General features: G+C 55.4%; 18 protein-coding genes and 1 riboswitch. Of the genes, 11 read left to right on the top strand and 7 right to left on the bottom strand.

Translation table 11 applies throughout. From position 1 onward, the window contains the following. Position 1: 1 nt before the first annotated feature. The 9 genes from rplO to CZ787_RS10550 all read left to right on the top strand — a co-directional run bounded on the left by rplO (position 2) and on the right by CZ787_RS10550 (position 6646). Positions 2–436 carry a 50S ribosomal protein L15 gene (rplO, locus tag CZ787_RS10590; protein ID WP_087108931.1) on the top strand — a complete coding sequence of 145 codons (435 nt, stop codon included), beginning with the start codon at positions 2–4 and terminating at the stop codon, positions 434–436. Further along, positions 437–1768 (top strand): preprotein translocase subunit SecY, encoded by a 1332-nt coding sequence (secY, locus tag CZ787_RS10585; protein ID WP_087108929.1) that lies wholly within the window; start codon positions 437–439, stop codon positions 1766–1768. Between the two features lie 50 nt (positions 1769–1818). Beyond that, positions 1819–1932 (top strand): 50S ribosomal protein L36, encoded by a 114-nt coding sequence (gene rpmJ, locus CZ787_RS10580; RefSeq protein WP_009099023.1) that lies wholly within the window; start codon positions 1819–1821, stop codon positions 1930–1932. A 123-nt stretch (positions 1933–2055) separates the two neighbouring features. After that, entirely contained in the window at positions 2056–2412 is a 357-nt protein-coding gene (gene rpsM, locus CZ787_RS10575) for a 30S ribosomal protein S13 (protein WP_087108927.1), read from the top strand. 39 nt (positions 2413–2451) lie between these two features. After that, positions 2452–2838, top strand: coding sequence for a 30S ribosomal protein S11 (gene rpsK / locus CZ787_RS10570; protein ID WP_009099028.1), 387 nt, complete (start codon positions 2452–2454; stop codon positions 2836–2838). A 12-nt stretch (positions 2839–2850) separates the two neighbouring features. Further along, positions 2851–3471 (top strand): 30S ribosomal protein S4, encoded by a 621-nt coding sequence (gene rpsD / locus CZ787_RS10565; RefSeq protein WP_087108925.1) that lies wholly within the window; start codon positions 2851–2853, stop codon positions 3469–3471. A 120-nt stretch (positions 3472–3591) separates the two neighbouring features. After that, positions 3592–4587: a DNA-directed RNA polymerase subunit alpha gene (locus tag CZ787_RS10560; RefSeq protein ID WP_016915790.1), complete on the top strand. Its 996-nt coding sequence runs from the start codon at positions 3592–3594 to the stop codon at positions 4585–4587. 39 nt (positions 4588–4626) lie between these two features. Continuing rightward, positions 4627–5013, top strand: coding sequence for a 50S ribosomal protein L17 (gene rplQ / locus CZ787_RS10555; RefSeq protein WP_018917717.1), 387 nt, complete (start codon positions 4627–4629; stop codon positions 5011–5013). 331 nt (positions 5014–5344) lie between these two features. Further along, positions 5345–6646, top strand: coding sequence for a D-alanyl-D-alanine carboxypeptidase family protein (locus CZ787_RS10550; RefSeq protein WP_087108922.1), 1302 nt, complete (start codon positions 5345–5347; stop codon positions 6644–6646). A 114-nt stretch (positions 6647–6760) separates the two neighbouring features. On the opposite strand, the gene CZ787_RS10545 is transcribed toward CZ787_RS10550, so the two are convergent. The 5 genes from CZ787_RS10545 to thiM all read right to left on the bottom strand — a co-directional run bounded on the left by CZ787_RS10545 (position 6761) and on the right by thiM (position 10436). Beyond that, positions 6761–7498, bottom strand: a complete 738-nt coding sequence (locus CZ787_RS10545; protein WP_087108920.1) for a DODA-type extradiol aromatic ring-opening family dioxygenase — start codon at positions 7496–7498, stop codon at positions 6761–6763. Between the two features lie 104 nt (positions 7499–7602). Beyond that, positions 7603–8031 (bottom strand): DoxX family protein, encoded by a 429-nt coding sequence (locus tag CZ787_RS10540; protein WP_087108918.1) that lies wholly within the window; start codon positions 8029–8031, stop codon positions 7603–7605. Between the two features lie 73 nt (positions 8032–8104). Then, positions 8105–9025 (bottom strand): LysR family transcriptional regulator, encoded by a 921-nt coding sequence (locus tag CZ787_RS10535; RefSeq protein WP_087108916.1) that lies wholly within the window; start codon positions 9023–9025, stop codon positions 8105–8107. Then, complete coding sequence (gene thiE / locus CZ787_RS10530; protein ID WP_087108914.1) at positions 9022–9636, bottom strand: thiamine phosphate synthase; 615 nt, start codon at positions 9634–9636, stop codon at positions 9022–9024. Before thiE ends, CZ787_RS10535 begins: the two co-directional genes overlap by 4 nt. Beyond that, complete coding sequence (gene thiM / locus CZ787_RS10525) at positions 9636–10436, bottom strand: hydroxyethylthiazole kinase (RefSeq protein WP_087109153.1); 801 nt, start codon at positions 10434–10436, stop codon at positions 9636–9638. Before thiM ends, thiE begins: the two co-directional genes overlap by 1 nt. Positions 10437–10460: 24 nt before the next feature. Beyond that, positions 10461–10556: riboswitch (TPP riboswitch) on the bottom strand. Positions 10557–10783: 227 nt separating this feature from the next. Here thiM and gloA point away from each other — a divergent pair. Both gloA and CZ787_RS10515 read left to right on the top strand, forming a co-directional pair. Further along, positions 10784–11317, top strand: coding sequence for a lactoylglutathione lyase (gene gloA, locus CZ787_RS10520; protein WP_087108912.1), 534 nt, complete (start codon positions 10784–10786; stop codon positions 11315–11317). A gap of 1 nt (position 11318) precedes the next feature. After that, complete coding sequence (locus CZ787_RS10515) at positions 11319–11684, top strand: DUF6164 family protein (protein WP_087108910.1); 366 nt, start codon at positions 11319–11321, stop codon at positions 11682–11684. On the opposite strand, the gene CZ787_RS10510 is transcribed toward CZ787_RS10515, so the two are convergent. Together CZ787_RS10510 and ampC are read right to left on the bottom strand one after the other, a co-directional pair. Beyond that, the gene (locus tag CZ787_RS10510) at positions 11681–12346 is read right to left on the bottom strand and encodes a cupin domain-containing protein (protein WP_087108908.1); all 666 of its coding nucleotides are present in this window, start codon (positions 12344–12346) and stop codon (positions 11681–11683) included. The genes CZ787_RS10515 and CZ787_RS10510 overlap by 4 nt on opposite strands. Positions 12347–12480: 134 nt before the next feature. Further along, entirely contained in the window at positions 12481–13644 is a 1164-nt protein-coding gene (ampC, locus tag CZ787_RS10505) for a class C beta-lactamase (RefSeq protein WP_254908613.1), read from the bottom strand. Positions 13645–13764 lie beyond the last annotated feature (120 nt).

Genomic DNA, 13764 nt, shown 5'->3' with positions numbered 1-13764 from the left:
CATGAAGCTTAATACCTTAAGCCCGGCCCCGGGCTCCAAACCCGCTGCAAAGCGTGTTGGTCGTGGTATCGGTTCCGGTCTTGGTAAGACCGGTGGCCGTGGCCACAAAGGTCAGAAATCACGCAGTGGCGGCAGCGTCAAGCCTGGTTTCGAAGGCGGTCAGATGCCAATGCAGCGTCGTTTGCCGAAATTCGGTTTTACGTCTGCTAAATCATTGGTCTCTGAAGAAGTACGCCTGGCTGAACTTGCCAAGGTTGCTGGTGACGAAGTCACTATGGAAACGCTGAAGCAAGCCAACGTGCTGAAGGATGCAACGCTACACGCGAAAATCATCCTTTCAGGCGAACTGAACAAGGCAGTTACCGTTCGTGGTATCAAGGTCACCAAAGGTGCCCGTGAAGCGATCGAAGCTGCTGGCGGCAAGGTAGAGGACTAAATGGCCAAGTCAGGAAATATGCCGGCGATGGGCAGCGGTCTGAGTGAACTGTGGGCGCGTTTGCGCTTCGTGCTCCTCGCCATCGTGGTGTACCGTATCGGTGCCCACATTCCCGTTCCCGGTATCAATCCTGACCAGCTTGCTGCCTTGTTTAGGGAGCAACAGGGCACCATCCTGGGCATGTTTAACATGTTCTCGGGTGGCGCCCTGGAGCGCATGAGCGTCCTCGCTTTGGGCATAATGCCTTATATTTCTGCGTCGATTATCATGCAGCTGATGACTGCGGTCTCACCCCATCTTGAACAACTCAAGAAGGAAGGTGAGTCCGGCCGCCGCAAGATTAGCCAGTACACCCGCTACGGCACGGTGATACTGGCTCTTGTCCAGGCTACCGGCATGTCGGTCGGTCTGGCTAGCCAAGGCATCGCTTACAGCGCTGACTTCAGCTTCTATTTCACCGCCGTGATTACGTTTGTGTCAGGCGCGGTGTTTATGATGTGGCTAGGTGAGCAGATTACCGAGAAGGGCATTGGCAACGGTATTTCGTTGCTGATCTTCGCTGGTATCGTCGCTGGGCTGCCCAGTGCCGTGGGGCAAGCGTTTGAACTTGCTCGTAACGAAGGGGCCTGGAATGTCCTTCCGCTGTTAGCGCTGTCAGTGCTAGGTATTGCCACCGTGGCATTCGTAGTGTTCATTGAGCGCGGCCAACGCCGCTTGAAAGTGAACTACCCACGTCGCCAGGTTGGCAACAAGATGTATGCAGGCCAAAGCAGCTACCTGCCTTTGAAAGTGAACATGGCGGGTGTTATTCCTGCGATCTTCGCGTCCAGTATTCTACTCTTCCCGGCTTCTATTGGTCAGTGGGTAGGTGCAGGTGAAGGTATGGAGTGGTTGCAGCGTGCATCACAAGCATTAGCCCCTGGGCAACCGCTTTACATCTTGCTTTTCGCGGCGGCAGTGGTATTCTTCTGCTTCTTTTACACAGCGCTGGTCTTCAATCCGAAGGATGTAGCTGACAATCTGAAAAAGTCAGGTGCGTTCCTGCCGGGCATTCGCCCCGGCGAGCAGACCGCTCGCTATATCGATAAAGTCATGACTCGTCTGACTTTGTTCGGTGCCCTGTATATCACTGCGGTTTCCTTGATGCCCCAGTTCCTGATCGTTGCTTGGAATGTGCCATTCTTTTTTGGCGGCACCTCGCTCCTGATCGTGGTAGTGGTCATCATGGACTTCATGGCTCAGGTGCAGTCACACCTCATGTCGCATCAGTATGACTCGGTGATGAAGAAGTCCAACCTGAAAGGCTACGGTAGCGGCGGCATCATGCGCTGAGGCGCCGCCTTACGATTGGCGCGCCGCGAGCCGTTTTTGGAGAAAGAACGATGAAAGTTCGAGCTTCCGTAAAGAAAATGTGCCGTAACTGTAAGATCATTCGTCGCAATGGCGCTGTTCGCGTCATCTGCATCGAACCACGGCACAAGCAGCGTCAGGGTTAATTCCTACGCTGTTTTAAGTGGGTGTTCGGCATACCCCTTGCCTTAGGGCATTTAAAGGGGTATGCTGTTGCGCCTTTTGTAGATGAATAAACGAGCAAGCCGCTCAAATTTCGGAGTAAGCTGATGGCCCGTATTGCAGGCGTCAATATCCCGGACAACAAGCATGCGGCGATCGCGCTGACCTATATCTTCGGGATTGGCCGTACTCGCGCGCAGCATATCTGTGCTGCTGCCAGTATCGCGCTGACTACCAAGATCCAGGAGCTATCTGGCGAAGAGCTGGATACCCTGCGTTCTGAAGTTGGTAAGTACACCGTAGAAGGCGACCTTCGTCGTGATGTTACGCTGAACATTAAGCGTCTCATGGACTTAGGTTGCTACCGTGGTCTGCGTCATCGTCGTAGTCTTCCGCTGCGTGGTCAGCGGACTAAGACTAACGCGCGCACCCGTAAGGGCCCGCGTAAGCCGATCCGCAAATAACACGCACGTTCTGGCGTAAAGACAGGAATAGACATCAACATGGCTAACCCGCGTAGTAACCGTAAAAAGGTTAAAAAGCAGGTAGTGGACGCCGTTGCGCATATCCATGCCTCTTTTAACAACACGATCGTGACGATCACAGACCGCCAGGGCAATGCTCTTTCTTGGGCAACTGCCGGTGGTTCGGGTTTTCGTGGTTCTCGCAAGAGCACCCCGTTCGCTGCTCAAGTAGCAAGCGAGCGTGCAGCGACTGCTGCAGCCGAGTATGGTGTGAAAAACGTAGACGTACTGGTTAAAGGCCCAGGTCCCGGTCGTGAATCCGCCGTGCGCGCACTCAATGCCGCAGGCTTCCGCGTGCAAAGCATCGTAGACGCGACGCCCATTCCCCATAATGGCTGCCGTCCGCCTAAGAAACGCCGCGTTTAAGGAGACAGATTCATGGCTCGTTATATTGGACCGAAGTGCAAACTGTCTCGTCGTGAAGGCACCGATCTCTTTTTGAAGAGTGGCGTGACTCCCTTCGAGAAAAAGTGTAAATCCGAGCAAATCCCGGGTGTACACGGCCAGCGTCGTCAGCGTCTTTCAGACTACGGCTTGCAGCTTCGTGAGAAGCAAAAAGTACGTCGCATGTATGGCGTACTCGAAAAACAGTTCCGTAACTACTACAAAGAAGCTGCTCGCCTGAAAGGTGCGACCGGTGAAGTATTGTTGCAGTTGCTTGAATCCCGACTGGATAACGTCGTCTACCGTATGGGTTTCGGCTCGACTCGCTCTGAAGCGCGTCAGCTCGTTAGCCACAAGGCGATTTCCGTGAACGGCCGCACCGTTAACGTTGCTTCCTACCAAGTGAAGCCGGGTGACGTTGTTGCTATTCGCGAAAAGGCGAAGAACCAGGCACGTATTCAAAACGCGTTGACCATTGCGGCCAACCGTGGCGATATCCTCTGGATTGAAATCGACGCCAAGAAGATGGAAGGCACTTTCAAGGCTCTGCCTGAACGCGGTGACCTGACTGCCGACATCAACGAAAACCTGATCGTCGAGCTGTACTCCAAGTAAGCGGCGTTAATTAATCTGCTTCTTGAAGCCTGGGCGGGATAGCAAAGCTAACCGCCCAGATGCTCTTGAGTACGGTTCTTAAGAACTCAGTATCCGTTTGGCAGCCTGAAAGGTGTTCATATGCAGCGTTCAGTGACAGAGTTTCTTCGTCCTCGCGACATCAAGGTCGAAGAAATCAGCGCACATCATGCCAAGATCGTTCTCGAACCGTTCGAGCGTGGTTTTGGTCACACCCTGGGGAATGCACTGCGTCGCATTCTGCTTTCGTCTATGCCCGGCGCTGCCGTGGTAGAGGCTGAAATTGCGGGTGTAGAGCACGAGTACAGTGCGCTCGAAGGGGTGCAGGAAGATGTCATCGAAATCCTCCTGAACTTGAAAGATGTTGCGATCAAGATGCACAGCCGCGATGAGGCGGTGCTCTCGCTGAACAAGCAGGGCCCAGCCGTCGTCACTGCTGGCGACATTGCGCTTGATCATAGCGTCGAAATCGTCAACCCGGATCACGTCATTGCACACGTCAATGAAGGTGCCGAGCTGAAAATTCAGCTTAAGGTAGCGCTGGGTCGTGGCTACGAACCGGCTGACGCCCGTGGCTCTGATGAAGAGACCCGTGCTATTGGCCGCCTGCAGCTGGATGCCACCTTCAGCCCTGTCCGCCGCGTTTCCTACTCGGTTGAAGCCGCTCGTGTTGAGCAGCGCACCGATCTCGATAAGCTGATTATCGATTTGGAAACCGACGGTACTTTGGATCCGGAAGAGGCTATCCGTCGCAGTGCGACCATTCTGCAAGAGCAGCTGGCCGCCTTCGTCGACCTGGAAGCTGATAAAGAGCAGGAAGTCGAAGAGGAAGAAGATCACGTTGATCCAATCCTATTGCGCCCCGTAGACGATCTTGAGTTGACCGTTCGCAGCGCGAACTGCCTAAAAGCCGAGAATATTTACTATATCGGTGATCTTATCCAGCGCACTGAAGTTGAGCTGTTGAAGACACCGAACCTCGGTAAAAAATCCTTGAATGAAATCAAGGACGTTTTGGCGGCGCGCGGCTTGTCCCTCGGCATGCGGTTGGAAAATTGGCCGCCCGCTAGCCTGAAGGACGACAAGGCCTCCGCGTGAGTGTCGACTCGAGTCCCAGTTTGGTAAGGAATTACAACCATGCGTCATCGTAAGAGTGGTCGTCATCTGAATCGCACCAGCTCGCATCGTCAGGCCATGTTCAAGAACATGTCTGTCTCGCTGGTCGAACATGAAGTCATCAAGACAACCCTGCCCAAGGCCAAGGAACTGCGTCGCGTTATCGAGCCGCTGATCACCTTAGCCAAGCAGGATAGCGTTGCGAACCGTCGTTTGGCGTTCTCTCGCACACGTTCCAAAGAAGCCGTTGGCAAACTGTTCAATGAGCTGGGTCCGCGTTATGCCGAGCGTCCGGGTGGTTACATCCGTATTCTCAAGTGCGGTTTCCGCACCGGCGACAACGCGCCTATGGCGTACGTTGAGCTAGTAGACCGTCCGGTTGCTGAAGAAGCCGCTGCTGAAGAGTAAATCTTTAGTTGCTGCATCTTTAAAGCAGAATGAAAACCGACCCAGCTGGGTCGGTTTTTTTATGCCTGACGTATCGAGTAATGCCGCTATAAAGCGTTAAATTGTCCGACGAGCGTGCTAGTCTAGAGTGAATTGACGGGGCCATCGGCGCTGCAGTTGTTTACCCTTGGGAGATGATTCATGGCGCATTATTCAATGCGGGGGTGTACGCGTGCAGGTCGAGGAAAAAGAGTGCGTCTCGTTTCCAGCGTAAATGAATCATCAAGGGGCAAACATGGTGACGAGGGGAGTAAACGATAATAAGGCGTCGAGGGCATGGCTTGCGGTAACGATGTTACTGCTATTGATCATCACCACCTCGACCGTGCAGGCGAATCCACGTTACGCAGGTATTGTGGTCGATCTTGATAACGGTGAAGTTTTATACGCAGAAAATGTGGATGCACCGCGTTATCCTGCTTCGCTGACCAAAATGATGACGCTGTACATGACCTTTGAGGCGCTGGAAAGCGGCACTTTAACGCTCAATGAACCCCTCGCTGTTTCTGCCCAGGCCGCGGCTATGCCCGCTACCAAGTTATGGCTTTCAGCGGGCAGTACTATTCCTGTCGATACCGCTATCCGCGCCCTGGCTGTACGTTCGGCGAATGATGTGGCCGTTGTGGTGGCTGAAGCGTTGGGCGGTAGCGAGCAGCGCTTTGCGCGGCTTATGACCGAAAAGGCGCGAGAGTTAGGTATGACTGCCACGACCTTCCGCAATGCCTCGGGACTTCCTGATGACCAGCAAATCACCTCCGCGCGGGACATGCTCACGCTCTCGGTGCGTGTCATGCAGGATTTTCCACAGTATTACCACTATTTTGGGCTTCAGGAATTTACCTATCGGGATAAACGTCATACCAGCCATAACCGTCTGGTACGTGACTATCCCGGCGCCGATGGTTTAAAAACCGGCTTTATTCGTGCCTCTGGCTTTAACGTAGCGACGACAGCGGCGCATGACGGCCGCCGTTTAGTCGCCATTGTAATGGGCGGCTTTAGCGCTGCATCGCGTGACACTCATATGGCCAATTTATTGGATAGAGGCTTTATGCGCGCTGAGCTGCGCGATCATCGTACGTGGATCGCCAATACCAGTTTTTCTCAGGAGTTTATGGGGTTTGGCGGTTCTACACCTCCCATGGCGCCTCCCAAGGTGCCAACACCCGCGCCAAGCCAAATGCTTGCCAGTATTGAAACGACCGCGTTGTCACCTGCCCCCAGTACTAGTGTAGATGAGCAACTTGCCACGATCACCGTTGAAGGCCCAGCCGAGGGAGCTCGCGCGTCTAATGCTGATCCTTTACAGGTCTTTATTCAAAGTGAACGCTTGGTGGAAGCCCCCCCGGCCGGCGCCTGGGGTATCCAAGTGGGTGCATTTAGCCAGCAAGGGCAGGCTCAGCAGCTGGCACAACAAGCGGCCCAACGCTTAACGCAAAATTTAGCCGGGCGCGTAGAGGTGGACACGCTTGAAGGCCAAACGCCGGTATACCGTGCTCGCCTGGTGGCTTTGGATGAGCGCCGCGCCCGTGAAGCCTGCCGTGAACTACAACTGCAAGGCATGGAGTGCATGGTGGTCAACGCAAGCCTTTAAGCCTTCTTTTAAATGTAAAAAAACCCCACCAGCATAAAGCTGGTGGGGTTTTTTATGGTTGATGCCACAACCCACAACGGCTTTTCACCCATGCACGCGTACGCGCACAACCACTTAGGCAAAGGCGTACGCGTTCATTGCCAGCACGCCATGCTCAACACTGCGATGGAGCGGTGTGACATCACCGCCTGCGCCCATGGCTACCAGTAACGGCTGAAAATGCTCGGGCGTTGGATGGTTTCTGCTCGCTTCAGGGGCCGCTTGCCAGGCAAGCAACGCCTCACGGTCATTGTTCACAAGCTGGGTATCGACCCACTCTGCAAAAGTGCCGACCCAGTTGGGCATTGGGTTATCGAGCGGCATGGTTTCGTAAAGGTTATGGGTCAGGCTGCCCGACCCGATTACCAGAATGCCTTCTTCACGCAGTGGTGCTAGGCGCTTGCCCAGCTCAATCAGCTTGTCGTTGGACCAACGCACAGGCAGCGATAGCGTAACGACAGGAATATCCGCCTTGGGAAACATCAACGAAAGAGGTGCCCAGGTGCCGTGGTCGAATCCTCGTTCAACTTCTGAGGCACCCAGTAATTTGGCCAAGCGGTTGGCCAGTGCAGGCTCGCCAGGTGCCGGGTACTGCTGCTCGAACAGTTCGCGGGGAAAGCCGCCGAAGTCATGAAGGGTTTCTGGCGAGGGGCTGTTACTGACTTTCAGCGTCTGACTTTCCCAGTGCGCCGAAACGACAATGATCGCCTTGGGCGTCAGTTGCTTGCCCAGCGAACGTAAAAAGTGATGGGCAGGCGTAGGGGTGAGGATCAGCATGGGAGAGCCGTGGGATATAAAAAGACTGGGTAGCATAACAACGTCTCCTGGCAGAAGGCCTTGGCAGTTACCAAGGCGCGAGCAAAGGTATGGCGGAGAAAATTTGATAAATAAAAGTCGCTAGGGTGCGCCTAAAGCGATTAGCTAACGCCACGGCTCAGTGTAAAGCTGCCGCCGCCTAAGCCTGCCTGCACGAGCAGGGCAACGGTCCAGAACGCCGGGAATTCCCAACCACCACCCACATTGGAAAACATCCAGCCGTTGCCAAGATGCACGGACGTAGCACCCAGCAATAAAGGAATCATCGCAAGGCTAATCCAGCGCGTATAAATACCCAGAATCAAGGCCAGGCCGCCGCCAACTTCGCCCAGAATCGTTAAGTAAGCTATAAAGCCTGGCAGGCCCAGTGACTCAAAGTAGCCGACCGTGCCTGGCAGGGTAAACACAAACACTTTGGTCAGGCCATGGGCGAGTGCCATCACGCCAAGTGATAGTCGCAGCAGCGCGATGGCGTGGGGCTGAAGGCTGGTCTCATGGTGGAAGTAGATGCATTCATGGGCTATCTCCATTGGGCTGTGGTGCAAGTGCAATGGAGATACTTTACGTCCGTTTGCGGCAGAGATAATCCACGCGTATTAGACATCACTGTTGCGAAATAGGCGACAATCCCATCTCCTGTTCCCAGTGAGGCGGGCTGCCCCACGCATCCGCTAACACTTCAATAAACCGTTCTACCTTGGCCGGTAAAAAGCGCCGCGCAGGATAAATAGCATGAATATCCAGCATTTTAGGAGGGATCTGTGGCAGTACCTGAACCAGGCGCCCAGCGATAATGCTCTCCGTTACCAAAAAGCTGGGTTGATGAGCGATACCGATGCCTGCCTCGGCGGCATGGGTTAAAACATCGCCATTGTTGCTTTCAAGCGGGCCTTGGGGTGTCAGCGTCATATTCTCAAAACGCCAGTCGTTATTGGCTAAACCGCTGCGGTAACGCAGGCAGCGGTGGTGCGAAAGCGCCTCAGCGTTTGCCGGCACGCCATGGGTTTCAAGGTACGCCGGAGATGCGCAAAACAGCATTTGGCAGCGCGTCAGACGCCTGGCGACCAGGCTTGAGTCGGGCAGGCTGCCAATACGAATGGCCACATCGTAGCCCTCTTCGAGAAGATCCACGCGGCGGTCACTTAAATCCAGGCGTACATCCAGGCCAGGATACGCCACCATAAAACGCGCTACCAGCGGGGAGAGGTGACGCATGCCAAAACTCATGGGGCCGTTGATGCGCAAACGGCCGCTTATTTCAGAAATACCGCTGCCTACGTCGGCGGCAGCCTCATCAAGCGCCTGTAAAATTGCTTGGGCATGCGCAAGGTAGCGCTCGCCCTCGGCGGTTAAATGCAGGCGCCGCGTGGTGCGCTGAATAAGCCGCACCCCGAGCGTTTCTTCAAGGGCCATGACAATGCGTGATACCCGCGTGCGGGAAAGATCCAGCGCCTCGGCGGCCCGCGTGTAGCTGCCAAGCTCGGCAACTTTGACAAAAGCGGCAATATGATCGAGCTGGTTCATGGTCGAGCAAACGCCCGTGCGGCCTGGTAAGGGTCAGGCTGGCCACAAATGGCGGAGATAACCGCCAAGCCATTGGCACCGGCTGCAACGACCTGCTGGGCGTGATCAGCCTTTAGCCCGCCGATGGCCACGCTTGGCAAGGTGCAGGCCGCGGCTAGCTGAGCCAGGCCTTCAAACCCTAACGGTTTAGCATGGTCCTGCTTGCTTTGGGTGGCAAACACCGGGCCCAGGCCCACGTAGTCGAGCAGTGCCACGGGGGCTGCGTGAAGCTGCTCAAGGGTATTAATCGAAAGCCCGATGATTGCCTCTGGCCCCATGGCCGTGCGCGCCTCTTGAACCGCTGTATCGCTTTGGCCGACATGCAGCCCATCGGCGCCGCTTTTCAAGGCAACGTTCAAGCGGTCATTAATCACCAGTGGTACCCCGCTACCCGCCAAGGCCGCTTTCAAGCGCTTGGCTTGTTCAATCATGTCGGTATCGCTTGCGTGTTTATCGCGCAGTTGAACAAAACTGACGCCGCCTTTGACGGCCTCAATAACGGTGCGCTCTAGCCCTGCGGCTTTACAGAGTTGAGCGTCAGTTACCAGATAAAGCGAAAGATCAAAACGCATTAGCCTTCCTCCAGCCCGGTAAACTGACGGACGTCTGTAGGCGTTAGCTGATACAAGGCGTCCAGCAGTGCTACCTGAAAACTGCCCGGGCCTTCCGCCTGTTGTCCAGCGCCGCTACCCGCGATAGCAAAGCTTGTAAGTGCGGCTAACGTGGCGTTCAAAGGAGCTTCGGGGCTGGCCGCTACAAAGGCAGCAACGGTGGCACTTAACGCGCAGCCAAGCGTAGTGACACGTGGCATAAGCGCGTGCCCGCCGCTCAGGTGCCAGTGCTGGGTTCCATCGGTAATAAAATCCTGCACACCGGTCATCGCGACAACACAGCGCTGCTGCATGGCGAGGCTAATGGCGGCCTCACGTGCTTCATCCGTAGAGGCTGTGGCATCCACTCCTCGGCCCGCGTGGGTCAAGCCGGAAAGCGTCATGATTTCTGAGGTATTGCCACGGATCACGCTGGGCTTAAAAGCCAATAGCGTTTGTGAAAGCGTTTGACGGTAGTAAGTGGCGCCCACCGCAACCGGGTCCAATACCCAAGGCGTATTGCTCTCGTTGGCCGTTCTAGCGGCAAGCTGCATACCTTCTGCCCAGTGCGGTGAAGGCGTACCGATATTGATTGAAAGTGCCCCGGCCAAGCGAGTAAATTCAGCAACTTCCTCGATAGAATGCAGCATGGCAGGGGAAGCGCCGACAGCCAGCAAGCAGTTAGCTGTGCTGTTCATCGCCACAAAATTGGTAATACAGTGCACTAACGGTGTGGTGCGTTGTACAGCGGAAAGCGCGTCGCTCAGGGGGAGTGATGTCATGGCCACCTCACAGCGTAGATCGGGTGTGATGACACCGCGACTTCCTACGCCGGTATTATCCGGTTCAGGTTCTAAGGGTGCATCTCAGCTTGAGCGTCTCAAGCGCCCCTGTCGTCTGGCTACTATCCTTGCCTTGGGCGGTGCTGTAAAGCGCAGGCGATGGGTAAGGGGGAATCCGGTAGGGTAAACGGGGCTGGAATAATGGCTGTCCTGCCCTCATGGTATGTCATCACAACGGCATCATGCGGTGTAAAACGGTTAGCTATAAGCTTGTGCACGGTATGGTTTTTGTCAAAGATAACCGCTCAATCAACTCGTTTAGCAGATAATCCCATAAGGAGCCTAAGATGACATTGCAAGGTGAACAGCATAAAGGCGTTCGTCCGGCCCCTGCGCAAACCCAAGGGTTTCGCTTAAACCATACGATGCTGCGGGCGAAAGACCCCGAGCGTTCATTGGCCTTTTACTCCCAGGTATTTGGCATGCAGGTACTGCGTCGGCTGGATTTTGAAGAGATGCAGTTTTCGCTCTACTTTCTGGCGAACCTGGAAGCCAGCGACCAGGTACCGGAAGATACCCAAGCGCGTACGGCCTGGACCTTCAGCCAAAAGGGGCTGTTAGAACTTACCCATAACTGGGGCACCGAAGACCAGGACGATTTTGCCTACCACGATGGCAATGCCGAACCGCAGGGTTTTGGACATATCTGCTTTAGCGTGCCGGATTTGGAAGCGGCCCAGGCGTGGTTTGATGAGCACGATGTGACATTCATAAAGCGGGCGGATCAAGGCAAAATGCAGGGCGTCATATTTGTGAAAGACCCGGACGGCTACTGGATCGAAGTTATCCAGGCCGACCTAATGGCGGCGATGGGCGACTGATATGGCACACCTGCTGTTTCGGTTGCGCTACGTTACCGATGAAGAAGCCATGGAAGTGCGCTCGCTACTGGCAGAACATGGCTTTGATACCTATGAAACGCAGGCCGGTTTTTTCCGCTTAGGGGTGGACGCGATCTGGCTGCGTGATGAAACCCAGCGGGAGGCGGCCGAAGCAGCACTGGCGGTGTATCAAGCCGAGCGCTTCACCAAGGCTCGGCAAGCGCACGCCGAGGCCGTGAGCCAAGGCGATGCACCTACCTTATGGCGCCGCCTGGCGGCGCATCCCTTTCAGGTCACCTTGGTAATGGTGGCGGTCGTCATGGTGGCACTGCTTACGCTGCTGCCATTTCTTGGCCTGACACGTTAATCAAGCCGCAGGTGCCCGCGTTTTAAGTAGAGCTTGACCCCTGTGCTGCCCGCACTAAGTTGGGGGGCGGCGCCGGGAGGATAGCGACACCAGCTGCCCGTCGGGTATTCGGTATCGCCGTCACACAAGGCGCCTTCCAGAACAAATGCTTCCAGGCCGCCGCCAAGCGTTGGGTAGGCAATCGTCACGCCCGCCTCCCACTGCTCCAGGCTGGCACGCTCCTGGCCAAAGGTATGTAGCATTTTATAGGTAATGCCTGGGCGACGGTCCGGCTGCCAAGGTAACCGGTGAGCAGGAACGGCCAGTTGAAGAATGTCATTGGCAGCAAACTGGTGAAGCTTCACCAGGATGAGCGCACCCTCATCGCCTATGTGTGGGGTGTGGCCCGTGCCGATAGGATTACGCAGATAGGTGCCCGCGGGGTAGCGGCCATGTTCATCACCAAACACGCCCTCTAGTACAAGAATCTCTTCCCCGCCGTCGTGGGTATGTGCGGTGAACCGGCTATTGGGCGCGTAGCGTACCAGACTGGTCGCTCTGGCTACTTCCTCGCCGATGCGATCAAGCATCATGCGCGTAACGCCTGCACTGGGCGAATCGACCCATTGGTATTGGTCCGGCGTTACGCAGGCAAAGTGGCTAAAGTCGGCGTTAAGGCGCATGGTATTGGCTCTTTGCAGTGGGGTGGTTATCGCGGTAGTGCAAGTCTCCTTATCCACAACCCAAAATGCAACGCAAAAAGACCGCCTTAATGACGAGCCTCGAAGAAGGCTCGCTGCATAAAAGCGGTCTTTTTTCAGGGGGTAGCCGCAAGCGTTGTCAGAATATGATGGGCGGCCTCAATACGCGCCTGGTTGGGATAATTGCGGTTAGCGAGCATCACGATGCCCATTCGCTGGCTGGGTACAAAGGCGACATAAGCGCCAAAGCCATTGGTTGAGCCGGTCTTGTTAAACCATACATCTTTATCTGCCGGTAACGGTGGCTGAAGCTGCTCGGCCTCGTTAGCCTCTAGCACCATCTCCATCGAATTGCCTGCTTGTAGTTGGTCAAGCGACACAGGGTAGGCGTAGCGTTCCCAACCAAGCCCCTGGGTCATATCGCCCATATTGACGTAGCCCATCCGTGTTGCCTCCAGTGCTTCGCGCAGGGGTTCGTCTACTGCTGAGCTGTCCATGTTGGCGTCAATGAAGGCCAGCATATCGGCGGTATTCGACTTTACCCCATAGGCCTCTGCGTCCAACACGCCGGGATTCACCCGAATCGGTTCATCCTCTTTTGAGTACCCGAAGGCGTAGTTCGCCTGCGCGTCTTCAGGTACCTGCAGGTAGCTGTGCTCAAGGCCGAGTGCTGAAAACACATGCGTTTCCATCAACTGAGCGTAAGGTTTTCCAAGCCGCTGGGCGGTCAGGTAACCGAGTAATCCAATGCTCGGGTTTGAATAGAGCCGATGGGTGCCTGGCGCATACGTCGGTGTCCACTGGCGATAGTAGGCGATCATGTCGTCTTCGTTGTTGACGCTATCAGGAAACTGCAACGGCAGCCCGCCCGCCGTGTAGGTGCCCAGTTCTAACAGGCTGGTGTTATCAAAGGCGCTCCCTTCAAGGGCTGGCAGGTACTGGCTGGCGGGGTCAGAAAGTGACAGAGCACCGCTGGCCTGAGCGTAAGCCGCCAGCGTCGCCGTAAACGTCTTGCTGACAGAGCCTAGCTCAAACAGCGTATCGGTGGTTACCGGCACGCCTGCTTCTTGATCGGCGACCCCATAATTAAAGTAATAGGGCGTGCCATTAACGCTCACCGCCACGGCCATGCCCGGGATACTGTGCGCATCCATCAAGTCAACGATGGTGTCGTTGACCACCGACGCTACCGGAAGGCTGCGTGGCTCATCATTCGCATAGCCAAAAGCGCTGACAAGGAGCGAACCTGCCACGATAAGCGCATTCTTTGCTGTTAACATCTTGTTCATCAGAAAACCCGTTACGTGTTGTTGATTAACATCGGGCGTTGGCCCCGCTGATTCGTTGCTTACGTTACGGCGAACCGTACAAGGTGACAAACAGCGATATTTTGCATAAGC

The organism is Halomonas citrativorans (assembly GCF_900163645.1).
Taxonomy (GTDB): Bacteria; Pseudomonadota; Gammaproteobacteria; order Pseudomonadales; family Halomonadaceae; genus Vreelandella; species Vreelandella citrativorans.
Note: the sequence above shows the minus strand (reverse complement) of the source record. Positions and strands in the feature narration are given on the sequence as shown.